Source organism: Streptomyces sp. CA-111067 (assembly GCF_050956065.1).
Lineage (GTDB): Bacteria > Actinomycetota > Actinomycetes > Streptomycetales > Streptomycetaceae > Actinacidiphila.
Genome location: NZ_CP192103.1, coordinates 6,040,643 through 6,056,871, shown reverse-complemented (window position 1 = coordinate 6,056,871; position 16,229 = coordinate 6,040,643). Strand labels below are relative to the sequence as shown.

Annotated in this window: 15 protein-coding genes; 7 read left to right on the top strand and 8 right to left on the bottom strand. The window is 73.5% G+C overall.

The annotated features are described in order from the left end of the window. Positions 1 to 17: 17 nt before the first annotated feature. A complete protein-coding gene (locus tag ACQPW6_RS26775; RefSeq protein ID WP_433892231.1) occupies positions 18 to 716 on the bottom strand; it encodes an SDR family NAD(P)-dependent oxidoreductase in 699 nt (232 codons plus the stop codon). A gap of 475 nt (positions 717 to 1,191) precedes the next feature. After that, entirely contained in the window at positions 1,192 to 1,917 is a 726-nt protein-coding gene (locus tag ACQPW6_RS26770) for an SDR family oxidoreductase (RefSeq protein WP_433894674.1), read from the bottom strand. Between the two features lie 309 nt (positions 1,918 to 2,226). Between ACQPW6_RS26770 and ACQPW6_RS26765 the strand changes: the two genes are divergently transcribed. Next, complete coding sequence (locus tag ACQPW6_RS26765) at positions 2,227 to 2,781, top strand: TetR/AcrR family transcriptional regulator (RefSeq protein ID WP_433894673.1); 555 nt, start codon at positions 2,227 to 2,229, stop codon at positions 2,779 to 2,781. 381 nt (positions 2,782 to 3,162) lie between these two features. On the opposite strand, the gene ACQPW6_RS26760 is transcribed toward ACQPW6_RS26765, so the two are convergent. Continuing rightward, positions 3,163 to 4,452: an MFS transporter gene (locus ACQPW6_RS26760; protein ID WP_433892230.1), complete on the bottom strand. Its 1,290-nt coding sequence runs from the start codon at positions 4,450 to 4,452 to the stop codon at positions 3,163 to 3,165. A 106-nt stretch (positions 4,453 to 4,558) separates the two neighbouring features. Between ACQPW6_RS26760 and ACQPW6_RS26755 the strand changes: the two genes are divergently transcribed. Next, complete coding sequence (locus ACQPW6_RS26755) at positions 4,559 to 5,482, top strand: oxidoreductase (RefSeq protein WP_433892229.1); 924 nt, start codon at positions 4,559 to 4,561, stop codon at positions 5,480 to 5,482. Next, a complete protein-coding gene (locus ACQPW6_RS26750; RefSeq protein ID WP_433892228.1) occupies positions 5,479 to 6,369 on the top strand; it encodes an MOSC domain-containing protein in 891 nt (296 codons plus the stop codon). The genes ACQPW6_RS26755 and ACQPW6_RS26750 overlap by 4 nt, the downstream gene beginning before the upstream one ends. 59 nt (positions 6,370 to 6,428) lie before the next feature. Here ACQPW6_RS26750 and ACQPW6_RS26745 read toward each other — a convergent pair whose 3' ends face one another. Beyond that, positions 6,429 to 6,827, bottom strand: coding sequence for a hypothetical protein (locus tag ACQPW6_RS26745; protein ID WP_433892227.1), 399 nt, complete (start codon positions 6,825 to 6,827; stop codon positions 6,429 to 6,431). Between the two features lie 381 nt (positions 6,828 to 7,208). Between ACQPW6_RS26745 and ACQPW6_RS26740 the strand changes: the two genes are divergently transcribed. From ACQPW6_RS26740 to ACQPW6_RS26725, 4 genes are all read left to right on the top strand, one after another. Then, complete coding sequence (locus ACQPW6_RS26740) at positions 7,209 to 8,174, top strand: ABC transporter ATP-binding protein (RefSeq protein ID WP_433892226.1); 966 nt, start codon at positions 7,209 to 7,211, stop codon at positions 8,172 to 8,174. Beyond that, positions 8,171 to 8,911, top strand: coding sequence for an ABC transporter permease (locus ACQPW6_RS26735; protein ID WP_433892225.1), 741 nt, complete (start codon positions 8,171 to 8,173; stop codon positions 8,909 to 8,911). Before ACQPW6_RS26740 ends, ACQPW6_RS26735 begins: the two co-directional genes overlap by 4 nt. Before the next feature lie 4 nt (positions 8,912 to 8,915). Then, entirely contained in the window at positions 8,916 to 10,151 is a 1,236-nt protein-coding gene (locus ACQPW6_RS26730; protein WP_433892224.1) for a sensor histidine kinase, read from the top strand. A 398-nt stretch (positions 10,152 to 10,549) separates the two neighbouring features. Beyond that, entirely contained in the window at positions 10,550 to 11,434 is an 885-nt protein-coding gene (locus ACQPW6_RS26725) for a hypothetical protein (RefSeq protein WP_433892223.1), read from the top strand. Between the two features lie 45 nt (positions 11,435 to 11,479). On the opposite strand, the gene ACQPW6_RS26720 is transcribed toward ACQPW6_RS26725, so the two are convergent. The 4 genes from ACQPW6_RS26720 to ACQPW6_RS26705 form a co-directional block, all read right to left on the bottom strand. Further along, positions 11,480 to 14,269: a hypothetical protein gene (locus tag ACQPW6_RS26720; protein ID WP_433892222.1), complete on the bottom strand. Its 2,790-nt coding sequence runs from the start codon at positions 14,267 to 14,269 to the stop codon at positions 11,480 to 11,482. Between the two features lie 153 nt (positions 14,270 to 14,422). Further along, entirely contained in the window at positions 14,423 to 14,869 is a 447-nt protein-coding gene (locus tag ACQPW6_RS26715) for a DUF6113 family protein (protein WP_433892221.1), read from the bottom strand. Then, entirely contained in the window at positions 14,866 to 15,756 is an 891-nt protein-coding gene (gene mshB, locus ACQPW6_RS26710) for an N-acetyl-1-D-myo-inositol-2-amino-2-deoxy-alpha-D-glucopyranoside deacetylase (protein WP_433892220.1), read from the bottom strand. The genes ACQPW6_RS26715 and mshB overlap by 4 nt, the downstream gene beginning before the upstream one ends. A 68-nt stretch (positions 15,757 to 15,824) precedes the next feature. Beyond that, positions 15,825 to 16,019 (bottom strand): hypothetical protein, encoded by a 195-nt coding sequence (locus ACQPW6_RS26705; protein WP_433892219.1) that lies wholly within the window; start codon positions 16,017 to 16,019, stop codon positions 15,825 to 15,827. Between the last annotated feature and the right edge of the window lie 210 nt (positions 16,020 to 16,229).

Here is a 16,229-nt window from a genome sequence, read left to right as displayed (position 1 = left end):
GCGTGCCCGCGGCCCGCTCACCACGGGACGGTCTTGCCGTAGAGGTCGAGGAACTGGAGCCCGGGGGCGCCGGCTTGGGCTTCGAGGACGTCCACCACCTGCGGGATGCTCTCCTCGGGGGTGAGCGGGGCCCCGGCCCCGCCGAGCGGGGTCTGGTTGTGGCCGGGGTGGATGAGCAGCTTGGTGTGCCCGTCGTCGGCGTGCCGGGTGGCGTAGCTGCGCATGAGCTGGTTGAGCGCGGCCTTGCTGGCCTTGTAGAGCTCGAAGCCGCCCCGGGTGTTCAGCGAGATGCTGCCCTGCCGGGAGGACATGACGGCGACGGTGCCGCCCGGCCGGACGAGGCCGCGCAACGCCTCAAGGGCGCGCAGCGGGCTCAGCGCGTTGGTGAGCATCACCTCGTTGAACATCTCGTCCGGGACCTCGTCGATCGGCAGGTCGCCACCCCGGTCGATGGCCGCGTTGACGAACAGCAGGTCCAACTGGTGGCCCTGGAGGCGTTCGCCCAGCGCGGCGACCTGCTCCGGCCGGTTCATCTCCAGCGACTCGACGGTCAGTTGGCCCGGCCAGGCGTCGGCCTTCTCCTGCAACTCGCCGCCGCCCTGCCGCGCGGTGGCGATGACCCGCCACCCCCGCCGGGCCAACTCGTCGGCGAGGACGAGCCCGAGGTTTCGCGAGGCTCCGATGATCAGCGCTTGGCGCTCGGGTGTCGCGGACACGTGCACACTCCTTCAGGACGGGGATCTCATCGCGAACCCCCAGCCTCGCAGACCCCACCCCCGCCGACCGCCCGCGCCGTGCCGCCGATTGCCGCACGGGCCGCCGCCCGAATTCTGGGAACCCTCCCGGGCCGCGTTTCTCCCGGCCAATTCCGGGGCGCCTGATGTCGGCCACTTCCAGTGGAGCGCGGACCCGAACGGCAGCAACCCCGGCGACGCGTTCCGGGTCAAGGACACGCTGGCCGACGGCTGGGACGTCGAGGCCGACTTCGGCGGCGGCCGGGACGCCACCACCTCCGGCCACGACTCCCCGCACACCAGCCCCTGGAGCACGGGCAATCTGCCGGAGAACCACACGTACATCATTCCCGTGCTGCTGGAGAAGCAGTGCCACGGCGTGCTCCTCCAATACGTGACGGTCACGTCGTGGAGGTCGTTTCGCCCCGGCCCGGACGCGTTTTGTGAAGGCCGCGGATCAGCTCTGCGCGGTGGGGCGGACGACGATGTCGCCGACGTCCACCGTCGGGGGCTGCTCGATGGCGAAGGCGATCGCTCGGGCGATGGCGTCCGGCGGGATCGCGATGTCGCCGAGGCGGGCGAGGGCCTGCGCCCTCATCTCGGGTGTGCCGGAGTCCAGGAACTCGGTCCGGGTGAAGCCGGGTGACACGACCGTCACGCGGAGGCTGTCGCCGGCCTCCTGGCGCAGGCCCTCGGAGATGGTGCGGACGGCGTTCTTGGTGCCGGCGTACACCGCCTGGGTCGGGACGATGCGCAGCCCCGCGGTGGAGACGGTGTTCACGAAGTGGCCGAAGCCCTGCTCGCGGAACACCGGGAGCGCGGCGGCGATCCCGTAGAGCATGCCTTTGAGGTTGACGTCGACCATCTCCTCCCAGTCGTCGACGCGGAGTTCGTCCAGCGGGGAGATCAGGCCGACGCCGGCGTTGCTGACCAGCACGTCGAGCTTCCCGTAGCGCTCGCGCGCGAGTTGGACCAGGCCGGAGACGTCCGCGCGGCGCTTCACGTCGGTGCGGGCGAAGGCGGCCCGGCCGCCGTCCTTCTCGATCCGGGCGGCCAGCGCTTCGAGGCGCTCGACGCGGCGGCCGCCGAGTACGACGGCCGCGCCGCGCTCGGCGAGCAGCAGCGCGGTGGCCTCGCCGATGCCGCTGCCGGCGCCGGTGATCGCGACGACCTTGCCGGCGATGCCTTCGACGCCTCGGCCGGCTTGGCTGCCCTGGGTGGCTCGGGTGGTTCGGGTGGCTTCGCTGCCTTCGGTTTTCGGCACGGGGGTCCTTCCGGGGTGCGGGGCGGCGCGCGGGCCAGAGGTCTGGCCTAGAGTGGAAGTGGAGGCGCCGCCGGATATCCCCACTGTAAGTGGAGGCGCCGCCACTTTGCAAAGAGGGAGGGATCACCGGTGACACCGGAGCCGGGCGCGCAGGCGCCGAAGGGGCGGGAGCCGCGAGCGCGGGAGCCGCACGGGCGGGAGCCGCGAGCGCGGGACGCGGGACGCCCGCTGCGCGCGGACGCGCAGCGCAACCGGGACAAGATCCTGGCCGCCGCGGTGCGGGTGTTCACCGAGGAGGGCCTCGACGCCCACTTCGAGCGGATCGCGAAGGAGGCCGGGGTCGGCACCGGCACGCTGTACCGCAACTTCCCGACCCGCGAGGTGCTGATCGAGGCCGCCTACCGCAACGAGGTCGCCCGGCTGTGCGACGCCGCCCCCGAGCTGCTGGCGACGCTCCCGCCGCGGGCCGCGCTCCGCGCCTGGATGGGCCGCTTCATCGACTACGCGAGCGCCAAACTCGGCATGGCCGAGGCCCTGCGCGCGGTCGTCGCCTCGGGCGGCGACCCGCACGGCCCCAGCCACGCGATGATCCAGAAGGCGCTGGTCACGCTGATGGAGGCGGGCGCGGAGTCGGGTGACCTGCGGTCGGACATCCGGCCCACCGACATGTTCGCGGCGCTGGCGGGGATCGCGCTCACCTCGGCGCGGCCGGAGCAGCGCGAGCAGGCCGAGCGCCTGCTCGACCTGACGCTGGACGGCCTGAGCACGCGCCCGACGGGCTGACGGGCGGGGTTACGGCAGGTTGACGAAGAGGCCCGACCGGCTGACGCGTACGGGCCCGGGCCGGCCGGCGGTTGACGGGCCGGGGCCGGCCGGCAGGTGACGGGCCCGGCGGCGGGTGACGGGCCCGGCGGGCCAGGCGGGCCAGGCGGGCCAGGCGGGCCAGGCGGGCTGAGCCTGCCCGTCGCAGGCCAACGCGCGACAGCGCGGCCAGCCGGCGGGTGACGGGCCCAGGCCGGCCGGCGGGTGACGGCCCGGTGGCTGGGTGTGCTGGTCGCGGGCCGAGGCGCGGCCGGCCGGCGCGTGACGGGCCCGGTCGGTGGGCTGGTCACGGGCCGACGTGGGACGGCGCGAGCGGTTGACGCGTAACCGGGCGGGACGCCGTCAGGTTGCGAAACCCGGCTTCGGCGCCACCTTCGCCGTGAGCAGATCACGCATCCCGCGCAGCGGGGAGAAGAACAGCCACAGGCCCGCCGAGCAGCCGCCCACCACCGCGATCCACAGCGTGCTGCGGACGCCGAGCGCCGCGGAGAGCGCCCCGCCGACCAGGCCGCCGAGCGGCAGCGAGCCCCAACTCACCCAGCGGGCCGCCGCGCTGACCCGTCCCAGCATCTCGGGCGGGCACGCGGCCTGCCGGTAGCTGACCAGCGAGATGCTGCTGACCGTGGACGAGAACGTCCACGAGATCCAGCCGAAGCCGAACAGCAGCACCCGCCAGCCGTGCCCGGCGAGCGGGATCAGCAGCCCGGGCAGCGACAGCGCGGTCATCGCGATCCAGCTGATCCGGGCCGAACCGACCTTGCGGGCCAGGTACTTGGCCGTGACGCCGCCGACCACCCCGCCGACCGCGCCCATCGCGAGCAGCAGCCCGACCACGCCCGGCCGTACGTGCACCGAGCGGATCAGGAACACCGGGCCCAGCGTCTCGACCATGATGACGAAGAAGTTGGCGGTGCCGGTGAACGCGAGGGAGTTGCGCAGGATGCGGTCGCGGCGCACGTAGCTGAGGCCGGCGCCGATCTGCGCGCGCAACGTGGGCCGCGCGCCGACGACTTCAGCCCCGGTGTGCCGTGGCTCCGTCGTCCGGATGGCGAGCAGCGTGGCCGCCGACACCGCGAACGAGACGGCGTCCGCGGTCATCGCACCCGCCGCGCCGACCAGCGTCACGAGCCCGGCGCCGACGCTCGGCCCGGCGATCTGCGCGGCGGACTGGGTGGCGGCCAACTTCCCGTTGCCGTCCATGAGTTGGTCACGGCTGAGCAACGTCGGCAGATAGCTCTGGTAGGCGATCAGGAAGAACACCGACAGCACGCCGGAGACCAGCCCGACCGCGTAGAGCTGCCCGAGCGTGAGCGCCCCGGCGGCGTGCGCGAGCGGCACGGACCCGATCACGGCGAACAGCGCGAGGTTGCACCACAGCATCAGCCGCCGCTTGGCCACCCGGTCGACCACGGCGCCGGCCGGCAGCGCCACCAGCAGGTACGCGCACGTCCCGGCCGCCGACAGCAGGCTCACCTGCCACGCGCTCGCCTTCAGCACGACGACGGCGACGAGCGGCAGCGCGAGAACGGAGATCTGCGACCCCATCTCGCTGACCGTCTGCCCGCCCCAGAGCCACAGGAACTCCCGATGCCGCCAGACGGACGGCCGAACGCCCTCGTGATCGTCACTCATCTGCCCGATCGTGTCACCGCCCCCGCGGTCGCGTCCATGAGTCCAGGGGTACGGAGTCGCGCGAATCACTGTGGCGCCGAACCCGCGCGGGAGCGATCATGCGGGGATGACTTCAGCCTCACCCGCCACCACCGACGCCGGCGCGTCCGGCACCTGGGTCCTCGGGGACCGTACGGTCAACCGGATCGGGTTCGGCGCAATGCGCCTCACGCAGAACGGCAAGGCGTTCCATCCGCATGCCGCCCCCAGCGACCGGGGGCAGGCGATCGCCGTGCTGCGCAGGGCGATCGACCTCGGCGTCAACCACATCGACACCGCCGCGTTCTACTTCTCCTCGCTCCGCTCGGCCAACGAGCTGATCAACTCCGCGCTCGCGCCCTACCCCGACGACCTGGTCATCACCACCAAGGTCGGGCCGGGGCGCGACCCGTCCGGGCAGTGGATCGAGCACGCCACCCCGGAGCGGCTGCGCGGGCAGGTCGAGGAGAACCTGCGGCAGCTCGGCCGCGACCACCTCGACGTCGTCAACCTCCGGGTCCTCGGCAGCGACTCGATCGCCGAACGGTTCGGCGCGCTCGCGGAGTTGCGGGACGCCGGGCTGATCCGGCACCTGGGGATCTCCAACGTCCAGCCGGAGCACCTCGCCGAGGCGCGGGCCATCGCGCCGGTGGTCTGCGTGCAGAACCAGTACGGCATCGCAGTGCGCCCGGAGCAGGACGCGTTCGTCCGCGAGTGCGGCGAACTGGGCGTGGCCTTCGTCCCGTTCTACTCGATCGCCGGCGCCGGCCGGGAGGCGGGCGCGAGCGGCACCGAACGCGACGAGGTGGCGGAGGTGGCCCGCGCGCACGGCGTCGGCACCGCCGAGATCCGGCTGGCCTGGACGCTGCACCGCGGCCCGCACATGCTGGCCATCCCCGGCACCGGCGACCCGGACCACCTCGCCGCGAACGTGGCGGCCGGTTCGCTGCGGCTGTCGGACGCCGAACTGGCCGCCCTGGACGCCGTCCACGCGCGGGCGGCGACGGAATGAGTGCCGACGAGCGGGCGGCTGACGGTCAAGTGGTCGGCACCGTTGGCGCGTTGTGGCGCTATCCCGTGAAGTCCATGCTCGGGGAGCGGGTGCACGCCGCCGACGTCACCGAGCGCGGCCTCACCGGCGACCGCCGGCTCGCCCTCGTCGACCGGGAGACGGGCAAGGTCGCCAGCGCCAAGAACCCGCGTCTGTGGCGGGAGTTGCTGACCTGCGCGGCGCGGCTCGCCGACGACCCGTCGTCCCCCGCCGGCCCGCCGGAGGCGCGGATCACCGCCCCCGACGGCCGCACCCTCCAAAGCACCGACCCGGACATCGACGACGCCCTCTCCGCGATCGTCGGCCGCGCCGTCACCCTCACCGACACCCCACCGCGGGCGGGGACCCTGGAACGGTCCCGGCCCGAACAGGTGCTGCGGGACGGCCTGAACGCCCAAGTCGAGGCGGACGAGGTGCAGTTCGGTTCGGGAGCGCCCCCGGGCACGTTCTTCGACTTCGCGCCGCTGCACCTGATCAGCACGTCAACGCTCAAGCGGATCGGCGAGTTGAGCCCGCGCGGCACCGTCGAGGTCGAGCGCTACCGCCCCAACCTGGTGATCGACACCCCGGAGCCGGGCTTCGTCGACCACGCCTGGGTGGGCCGCCTCCTGCACATCGGCAACCACCTCACCCTGCGCGTCCTGGCCTCCACCCCCCGCTGCGCGATCCCCACCCTCGCGCACGGCACCCTCCCCAGAGACACCTTCGCCCTCCGCACCCTGGCCACCCACAACCGCGTCTCCGCCTTCCAGTCCAGCCCCCCCGAGCCCGCAGCCGGCGTCTACGCCCAGATCCTCCACCCCGGCCCGCTCCGCCCAGGAGACGCCGTCCGCGTCGGCACGGAGTGACACCAGGTGGACCCGGTGCTCGACGTGATCGTTTCCTTCGCGGCGGGCGGCGGCGGAGGTCAGAGCTGGTAGGGGTACACGCTGACGTTGTCGCGGGCCGCGTGGAACTCGATCCATGAGCCGTCGGCATCGTCCGGGGGCGGGGGGTCGGCGAGGTCGAGCAGGATCAGCGTGCCGCCCAGTTCCAGGATGGCCGCTCCGTCCTCGGTGAGGGTCAGCCGGCCGCGGAAGACGATGCGGTCGCCGGCCTCCCACAGCGCGGAGGTGGCGGACGTCGCCGGTCCTGCGTTCTTCGTCCAGGCGATGTCCTCGTCGACGGTCCACTCGACGTGGTGCTCATGGCTGGTCGCCTCGACGGGGCCCATCCAGAGCGCCACGGCGGTGCCGACCTTGGAATGCACGCGGACCGACGCGGGCGTCGATACGCCCTCCTGTACTGCTTCGACTGTGACCAACACGCGCCCATCATCCCGGGGCCAAGCCCCAAGGGGGCGCGGGGAATTGCGCCACCGACCCCCACCGGCCGGTGGTCCGGCAACTACAGCAACAGCCCCTCCGGGCCGGTGGCCACCCGCGCCACCACCGTGGCTTGTCGCGCAGTTCCCCGCGCCCCTGGTGATGCCGGGGCACATCGCGCCCACGCGGCGGAGCCGCACATCAGACACAGCCCCGCGCCCCTGCCGGGGCCCCTGCTCGCGCCCACGCGGCGGAGCCGCACCCCAGACACAGACCCGCGCCCCGCCCGGGGCCCAGGCACCGCGGGCGTATGACATCTGTCATGGGGAAGACACGACGGGCGGCACTGACCTGGGCCCGGGCGGGCGGGGGAGAGTAGGGGTATGACTACAACAGCCGTGAGCACCATTGAGGGGCGGGGGCCTGTGGAGCGGGGCGGGGGGGTTGTCAGGTTTGACGGGGTGAGCAAGAGCTTCGGGGACGTGCGGGCCGTCGTGGATCTTTCGCTGGAGCTGCATGCCGGTGAGACCGTCGCGCTGCTCGGGCCCAACGGGGCCGGGAAGTCCACCGCGCTGGACCTGCTCCTCGGGTTGCGCAATCCGGATGCCGGCGGCATCACCGTCTTCGGCACCGGGCCCGCCGCGGCCATCGCGGCCGGACGGGTCGGGGCCATGCTGCAGAGCGGCGGGCTGATGGAGGCGGTGACCGTCCGGGAGCTGGTCGGGCTCGCCTGCGATCTGCATCCGCGGGCGTACCCCGTCGACCAGGTCCTGAAGGCCGCCGGCATCGAGGACATCAGGGACCGCAAGATCGGCAAGCTGTCCGGCGGCCAGGAGCAGCGCGTCCGCTTCGCGCTCGCCACGGCCGGCGCGAACGACCTGATCGTGCTGGACGAGCCGACCGTCGGCATGGACGTCAGCGCCCGGCAGGCGTTCTGGGCGACGATGCGCGGCCAGGTCGACGAGGGCCGCACCGTCCTGTTCGCCACGCACTACCTGGAGGAGGCCGACGCGATCGCCGACCGCGTCCTGGTCCTGCACCACGGCCGGCTGATCGCCGACGGCACCGCCGCCGAGATCAAGGCGCGGGCCGGCGCCCGCCGGATCACCTTCGACCTGGACGACGTCGCCGCGAAGGACGCCGAACTGCGCGGCCTGCCGCACCTGGTCGGCCTCGAAGTGACCGGCCCCACCGTCCGGATCCGCTCCGACGACGCCGACGCGACCGTCCACGCCGTCTACGCGCTCGGCCTGTACCCGCGCAACCTGGAGGTCTCCGGGCTCGGCCTGGAGCAGGCCTTCGTCGCCATCACCGACGCCGCCACCGCCGAGGAGGCGGGCAACCGATGAACACGCTGATCAAGCTGGAGATCGTCCGCACCCTGCGGAACCGCAAGTTCATGTTCTTCTCGGTGCTGTACCCGGGGCTGCTCTTCCTGATCATCACCGCCGGCGCGGACAAGACGAAGAAGCTCGACGGCGTCGATCTGACCCTGGTCGCGTACTACATGGTCGCGATGGCGGCCTTCGGCGCGATGACCGCCGTGCTGATGGGCAACGCCGAACGCATCGCGCAGGAGCGGGAGAAGGGCTGGGTGCGGCAGTTGCGGCTGACCGCATTGCCCGGCCGCGGCTACGTGACGGCGAAGATCGCGTCCGCCGCCACCGTCAGCCTGCCGTCGATCCTGATCGTGCTGATCCTGGGCGCGACGGTGAAGCAGGTGCACCTGGCGGCCTGGCAGTGGGTGGCGATCGCGTTCAGCACGTGGGCGGGCAGCATGGTCTTCGCCGCGCTCGGGGTGGCGATCGGGTACCTGGCCACGGTGGACGTGGCCCGGCCGATCTCGATGCTCTGCTACTTCGTGCTGGCGATGCTCGGCGGCCTGTGGGTGCCGTTCACCACCTTCCCGCACTGGTTGCAGACGCTGGCCGGCTACCTGCCGGGACGGGCCTACGCCGCGCTCGGCCAGTCCATCGAGTTCGGCGACGCGCCGCACGCCAAGGACATCACGGTGCTGGTCTGCTACCTGCTGGTTTTCGCGGGAGGCGCCGCCTGGCTCTACCGCAAGGACACCCGGAAGGCGTGACCGGATGAAGCTCGTCGAGCCGTTTCCGCAGTGGCGGCGGCCGGACGGGACGGCGGACGACTCCCCCATCGGCCGTCCGCCGGAGAACCGCAGGCAGGCGATGGTCAAGCTGCTGTGGATCGGCGTCTGGCTGCTCTATCTGGGCGCCCCCGTCAGCGACTTGGCGGACGGGCACCACGGGCCGCTCGTCACGGCGGTGGCCGCGACCGGGCTGGTCGCGTTCGTCGTGTCGTACCTCATCGTCGTCTTCTTCCGCTCCAACACGCCTGGCAAGCCCGAGCGTTGGGTGTACGGGACGCTGGGCGCCGAGACCGCGCTCGCGTTCGTGCTCTCGGCGACGGTCGGCAAGGCGTGGCTGGTGCTCTTCGTGTACGTGTCGGTGGCCGCGGGGGCGGCGCTGCCCGCCGTCGAGTCGCGGTTCGCGGTGCCCGGGATCACCGCGGTGCTCGCGGCGGTCGGCGCGTGGGTGGACAGCGCGAGCGAGCTGTACCCGGTCCTGGTGATCCCCTGCCTGCTCGGAGGGTTCGCGATGGTGGGCATCAAGCAACTGGTGCGGACGATGGTCGAGTTGCGGGAGGCGCGGGAGACGGTGGCGCATCTGGCCGCCACCGAGGAGAGGTTGCGGCTGGCGCGCGATCTGCACGACCTGCTGGGGCACTCGCTGTCGTTGATCACGCTCAAGAGCGAGCTGGCCGGGCGGATGCTGCCGGGACGGCCGCTCGACGCGGCGGAGCAGGTCGCGGACATCGAACGGGTCAGCAGGCAGGCGCTGGTGGACGTCCGCGAGGCGGTCAGCGGCTACCGCAGGCCGACGCTCGCGGCGGAGATCGCTTCCGCGCGGTCGGCGCTCGCGTCGGCCGGGATCAAGGCGCGGATCCATCACTCCGGAGAGATCGCGGGGCTCGCGCCGGACAGGGAGGGGGCGCTCGCGTGGGCGTTGCGGGAGGCGGTGACCAATGTCGTGCGACACAGTGAGGCGACGCTGTGCGTGGTCGCGCTCGGCGCGCAGGCAGGTGACGGCGGGCGCGAGCGGCCGGCGGCCACGCTGACCGTCTCCGACGACGGCCGGGGGCCCGGGCCCGGCCACTCGCCCGGTAACGGGCTGACGGGGCTGTCGGAGCGGATCATGCTCGCCGGCGGGACGGTTTCGACGTCCCGCGCGGGAGACGGCGGCTTCACGCTCCGCGCGACGGTCCCCCTCACCCCGGCCCCGGCCGACCCGTCCCCGATCCGGGACTAGCCCCGGGCCTGCGGCCCGCCCCCGCCAGCAACAGCCCACCCGCGCCACCATCGTGGCTTGTCGCGCAGTTCCCCGCGCCCCTATCGGGGCGCATCCAAACCGGGGCCCGCGGTCGAGCCCCAAAGGGGCGCGGGGAACTGCGCGGCCAACCCACCACAGGGCCGCGGGCCGGGAACAGCCTCACGGGGCTCGGCGAACCCGGAAGGGGCGCGGGGAACTGCGCGGCCAGCCCACCACCGGGGCGCGGGCCGGGAACAGCCTCACGGGGCTCGGCGAACCCGGAAGGGGCGCGGGGAACTGCGCGGCCAGCCCACCACCGGGGCGCGGGCCGGGCGAGCTCGCGGGGGGGCACCCCGGGGCGGTGGGGGAGCCGGCGGGAGGTAGTAAGGTCCGTGAGCGTGGCTGAGACCCCCGCTCCAGAGAGCCCCTCCCCCGTGCCCGCCGCAGGCGACGCCGCGCCGGAGAGCCTTGTCGTGAACGCCGTGCTCGACCTTGCCGGGCGGGCCACGCTGCCGTACCAGGAGGGGCGGGCGGAGCGGAACTTCGGGACCGCGTTCTGGTACAACGACCTGGTCGACACCACCATGCCGGGGCGCGAGGTGATCCGGCAGTACCTCGTCACGGCCGAACCCCTCACCCGGCACGCCCTCGGCCAGTGGACGCTGCGCTCCGGGCTGTCGGAGCCCGAGCAGACCGCCGGCGTGCTGATGATGCCGGACTTCGCCCAGAAGTGGATCAGGCTGCCCGACCTCGGCATCGCGGTCATGCCGACCGTCGACCTGCACCGGCACGCCGAGGCCAAGCGGTGGAGCTGGACCACCGAGGAGATCACCGAGGGCCTGGCCGCCCGCGACGCCGACATCGCCGCGATCGGCACCGACCCGCTGCCGGCCTACCTCCTCGGCCACGGCGTCGGACCTGCCGCCCCCGAGGACCCGGCGGAAGACGAGGACGACGCGGGCGAGGCGGGCGAAGCGGGCGAAGCCAAGAAGAGCCGGGACGTACGGCCCCAGGCCGTCGTCCCCGGCACCGTCGTCCGCGACGCGGACGGCAGCATCCGCTGGCACGGGCCGCTGCCCGCCGGCTACGCGGGCGCGCCCGTCTTCGCCGGACTCCCGCTCGGCGACGAGCAGTTCAACCTGGTGTGCGCCGGGCTCGTGCTGCCCGGCGAAGCCCCGTACACCGTCGCCACGTTCGACCGGATCCGCCCGGCCGTCCGCGCGCTCGCGCCCACCAACGACCTGCGCCGCCGCCACTGGTGGCAGCGTTCCCGCAAGAGCTGAGCTAGAGACCAGGCCGGGACGGCCGCAACCGGCCCCGGCCGGCCGCTAGTTCTTCGCCACGTGCGCGAGGCCGACGATCCGGTCGGCCTCCTTCGTCGCCTTCAGGCCAGGCAGCAGCGCGTTGGCCACGTCCTGCGGGGTGACGGCGGTCTTCGCACCGTTCGCCCGCTGGATCAGCACACCGTCGAACGTCCCGCCGTACAGGCCCTTGAGCGCCTTGAGGTCGAAGGACGGGTGCAGGTGGCCCGCGCTGTCCGGCCGCATGCTGAGGAACTTCGGCAGCTTCGTGTTGAACGCGATCTGGTGCGCCGCGTCCACCCGGACGGTGACCGGTCCGAGCATCGCGGTGCGGCCGAACCCGTTGACCGCGCTGGTCAGTTCGGCCTGGGTGACCTTCGGCGGCACGGTGGTGACGTTGAGCGGCACGGCCTCGTTGACGCCGGTCTCGGCGCGCGCCCGGTAGGCGTCCGCGACCTGGCGGGCGGCGTCGTCCACGTTGAACGTCTGGCTGGGCTTGCCCGGGACGGCGACGGCCTTGCCGTCGGCGAACCTGACCATCCCGTCCGTCCCCGAAGTGTTCGCGCCCGCGACGGACTTGAGCGCGGACTTCAGCTTGTCCTCGTCCACGAGTATGACGGGGTCGGCCTTGCGCTCGCCGCCGAACAGCGAGCCGATCACCGAGAACGGGTTGTAGTCGGTGTGCGCGACCTTCTTGACGGTGGCGTCGGTGTCGATCGACAGCCCCGCGATCGACGGCTTGAGCACCTGCTTGCGGCTGCCGAACGTGAGGTTGAGCGGCGCGGTCGTCCGGTTGCCGAGCGCGTCGTCCAGCGTCTTGACCGCCGACGTGCGGCTCTCGTTGCCGATGTCCACGCCGAGCACGGTGGTGCCCTTGGGCACCTGGGCGTGGTTCATCAGCAGGCCAGCGCCGTACGCGACGACGACCACGAGGCCCGTGCCGACGCCGAGGAGCATCAGCTTGGAGCGGCCCTTCTTGACCGGCTTCGCGGCGGCCGGCTTGGGAGCGGCGGGCTTCGCCGGGGCGGCCGGCGGCGCTTCGTCGCTGCCGCGGGCGCCTGAGGGGACGGTCGGGATGCCGCTGACGAGCGTCTCGCTGGACGACCGCCGCGGCGGCCTGCCGCCGAACTCGCCGTCCTGCTCCGGCCGTTCGCCGGCCGCCGGCGGCATCCGCAGGCCGCCGGCCCCGGGGCCCGCACCCTGCGGCCGCGCGGGCGGCATGCCGGCGGGCCGCTGGTGCCCCGGGAAGGGGCTGTCCGCGGGCGGGGCGGCAGGCCCCGGTCCCGCGTACGGCGGTGCCCCGGCGGAGGCCCCGTAAGGCCCGTCCTGCCCCTGCGCGGGGCCGCCGAAGGGATCGATCGGATCGCCCGTGGGCCGCGGCACGCCGGGCGGGAAGTCCTCGGTGCCGTACGGCCGCGGTCCGCTGCCGGTGTCCGAACCGTCAGGCCCGAAAGGCATCGGCTGACCGCCGGTGTCCGAACCGTCCCGCCCGAACGGCCGCTGACCGCTGCCCGGCTGCGAACCGTCAGGCCCGAAGGGCATGGGCTGGCTGCCGGTGTCGGAGCCGTCCTGGCCGAACGGGCGCTGCCCGCTGCCGGGTTGCGAGCCGTCGGGGCGGAACAGGGGCTCGCCGCCGAACGGCACGGGGCCACTGCCGGTGTCGGAACCGTCAGGCCCGAACGGCATCGGCTGACTGCCGGTGTCCGAACCGTCCCGCCCGAACGCGCCCGGGCCGCCGAACGGCACCGGGCCGCTCCCGGTGTCCGAACCGTCCTGGCCGAACGCGCCCGGGCCGCCGAACGGCACCGGGCCGCTCCCGGTGTCCGAACCGTCCTGGCCGAACGGGGACTGGCCGCCGAACGGCACGGGGCCACTGCCGGTGTCGGAACCGTCAGGACCGAACGGCAACGGGCCGCTCCCGGTATCCGTACCGTCGCGACCGAACGCGCCCGGGCCGCCGAACGGCACCGGGCCGCTCCCCGTGTCGGAACCGTCAGGACCGAACGGCAACGGGCCGCTGCCCGTGTCCGTACCGTCCTGCCCGGACGGGCGCGGGGCACCGTACGGGCTGCGCTCGTCGAACGGGGACGGGAAGCCCGCCGCCGGGGTGTCGTGCGGGCCGCGGGACAGGTCCTCCATCGGCGGGAAGAAGGGCGAGCTGCCGTTCGGGCCGTTCAGCGAGTTGGGCGCGCGGTGGCTGCCGGAACCGGGGTCGCTGAAACCGGGCGCCGGCATCCCGCTGCCCCGGGGCGCGCCTCGGGGCGGCCCGGCCGGGGCCGAGGGCGGCGGCGTACCGGCACCGGGGGGCGGGCTCACGGGGCTCGCGGGCCCGGCCGGGGGCGCACCGGCACCCGGGGGCGGCCCCACCGGGCTCGCGGGCGCGGCCGGGGGCGGGGCCGCCGACTTGCGCGGCGCGAACCAGTCGCTCGTCCGCTCGGGCTCGGGCTCCGGCTCGGCCGCCGGCTCCTCCGCCGCGGCCTCCGGCTCCGCCGTCCGGGGCGCGGGATTGTTCTCGTCCACCGGTGTGCGCATCACCACCGGCGGGATCGGCCGCGAACCGGGGATGTTGATCCGGATCCGGGTCGTCAGAGTGGTCTCGGTCCTGGGCTCGTCGGGCGCGGGCGGCGCGGCGGGCGGCGGGGCCGCCTCCTCCGGCTCGTCGGCCCCGGGGGTGCCCGGTGCGCCGCCGGGGCGCGGTGGCTCCTGCGGGTGCAGCGACGGGAACGGACGCGTGCCGTACGGCGGGGTCCCTGACGGGTACGCGTTACCACCGCGGCCCTGGGTCCCCGAGGACGAACTATCAGGTTCACGACTCAAAACTGGCTCTCCCGGTTAGCTCCGCCACCCGTCGTCGTTCTCCGCGGGCGGCCCGCCGGCGCGACCACCATACCGACCGGGGCTGGAAGGCGACCCTGGTCCGGCGAACGCCGGCGGGCTCACCCAACCATGTGCTCGCCCCTGCCCGCCAAGTCAGGCGGTATTCGCCCCGGAACGGGATGGTTGGGTCACCGTGGCGCAGATCACCGCGGACATCGCCCCGCCGAGCAGGTAGACGTACGGTCCGATGCCGGCCGCGAAAAGGAAGTCGCCTTCCGGCCGCGTCGAGCTGAGCAGGATCACACTGATCACCCAGACCGCGGCGGGCACCGCGACGCCCACCCGGCTCCCGGTGAGCTTCACACCGCCGTAGAACAGCGCCACGCAGCCCGCCAGCGACAGCAGCAGCCCGCCGGGCTCCCAGGCCGCCTGGACCAGCGCTCCGGCCCCGGCGACCAGCGCGCCGAGCACGGCGAGGACGACGTAGGAGACGATCCGCCACGGCTTGCTCAGCGGCCGGTCCACCGGCTCCCGGGCCGGACCTCCCGGCCGCAGCAATCCGACCACCGGCCGCACCGGCCGGTTCGGCTGCCCGCTCATCGGCCCGCACCGCCCGTCGCGTCGTCTTCGGCTTCCGCCGGGAAGAGGTCCGTGCCGCGGCCCTCGGCCGGCCCCTCACCCCGCACCTGGCGGTAGAACTCGGTGGCGAAAAACGGCTGCCCGAGGTCGTTGGACAAGGCGAAGAAGGGGCCGTCCACCGCGATCTGGGTGGCGTGGGCGCGCATCGCGGCCGTCTTGCGCTCGGCGTAGGGGGCCGCGTCGACGGCGACGGTGACCAGTTCGTCGTCGACCACGCCCGGTACGTCGTCGGGGCTCGCGATCCCCTCGAAGGGGAAGTCCCGGCCCTCCTCGGCGAGCCTGGCGAAGCCGGCCTCGATCACCGACCGCGGGGTGCAGATCTCGTAGACCCGGTCGATCCGGTGGCCCTGGCCGGCGGCGAGTTCGTACCCGCGCAGCGCGACCCGGTGCGCCTGGATGTGGTCGGGGTGGCCGTAGCCGCCGTTGTCGTCGTAGGTGACCAGGGCCTGCGGGCGGACGTCGAGGATGACCTCGGCCAGGTGGCCGGCCGCCTCGTCCAGGTCGGCCTGCCAGAAGCAGCCGGGCACCTCGTTCTGCGGCAGGCCCATCATGCCGGAGTCGCGGTAGCGGCCGGCGCCGCCGAGGAAGCGGTGGTCGGTGACGCCCAGCTCGGCCATGGCGGCGTCGAGTTCGCCGATCCGGTACTCGCCGAGGGTGTCGTCCCGGTCGGCGGCCAGGTGGGCGAGCTCCGGCGGGATCACCTCGCCCTCCTCGCCGAGGGTGCAGGTGACGAGGGTGACGAGCGCGCCTTCCGCGGCGTACTTGGCCATGGTGGCGCCGTTGTTGATCGTCTCGTCGTCCGGGTGGGCGTGGACGAGCAGCAGCCGCCTGGCGGGTAGATCGGTCATGGGGGAAGCGTACGACTCCGGTCAGGCCGGTCACGACGCTGTGACCGGTCCCGCGCCGGCGGCACCGTTCAGAGCTTGATGTCGGAGATCATCCCGGCCACGTTGTTGGTGAAGTCGGTGATCGTGGGGGCCACTGTGGAGCTCGCCAGATAGAAGCCCAGCAACGTACACGCGATGGCGTGCCCGGCCTTGAGCCCGGACGACCGGATCAGCAGGATCACGACGATCAGCAGCAGCACCACCGCCGAAATCGAGAGTGCCATGACGGCTCACCTCCCAGGGACGCAGGGTTCATGTCAGTTGCCACATGCCTATTACCCACCCACGGCTACTGATCATAACTTTCCGTCCCACCGCATATGTCGGAGCACGGAAGCACGCGGGGGCGCATGACCAGATCCAGCCACCGGGCCCGAATGGCCGGGGGCGCTCCGGGGCTGGTGGGGAGGTACGCCGTTCCGCCGGGCGCAAAA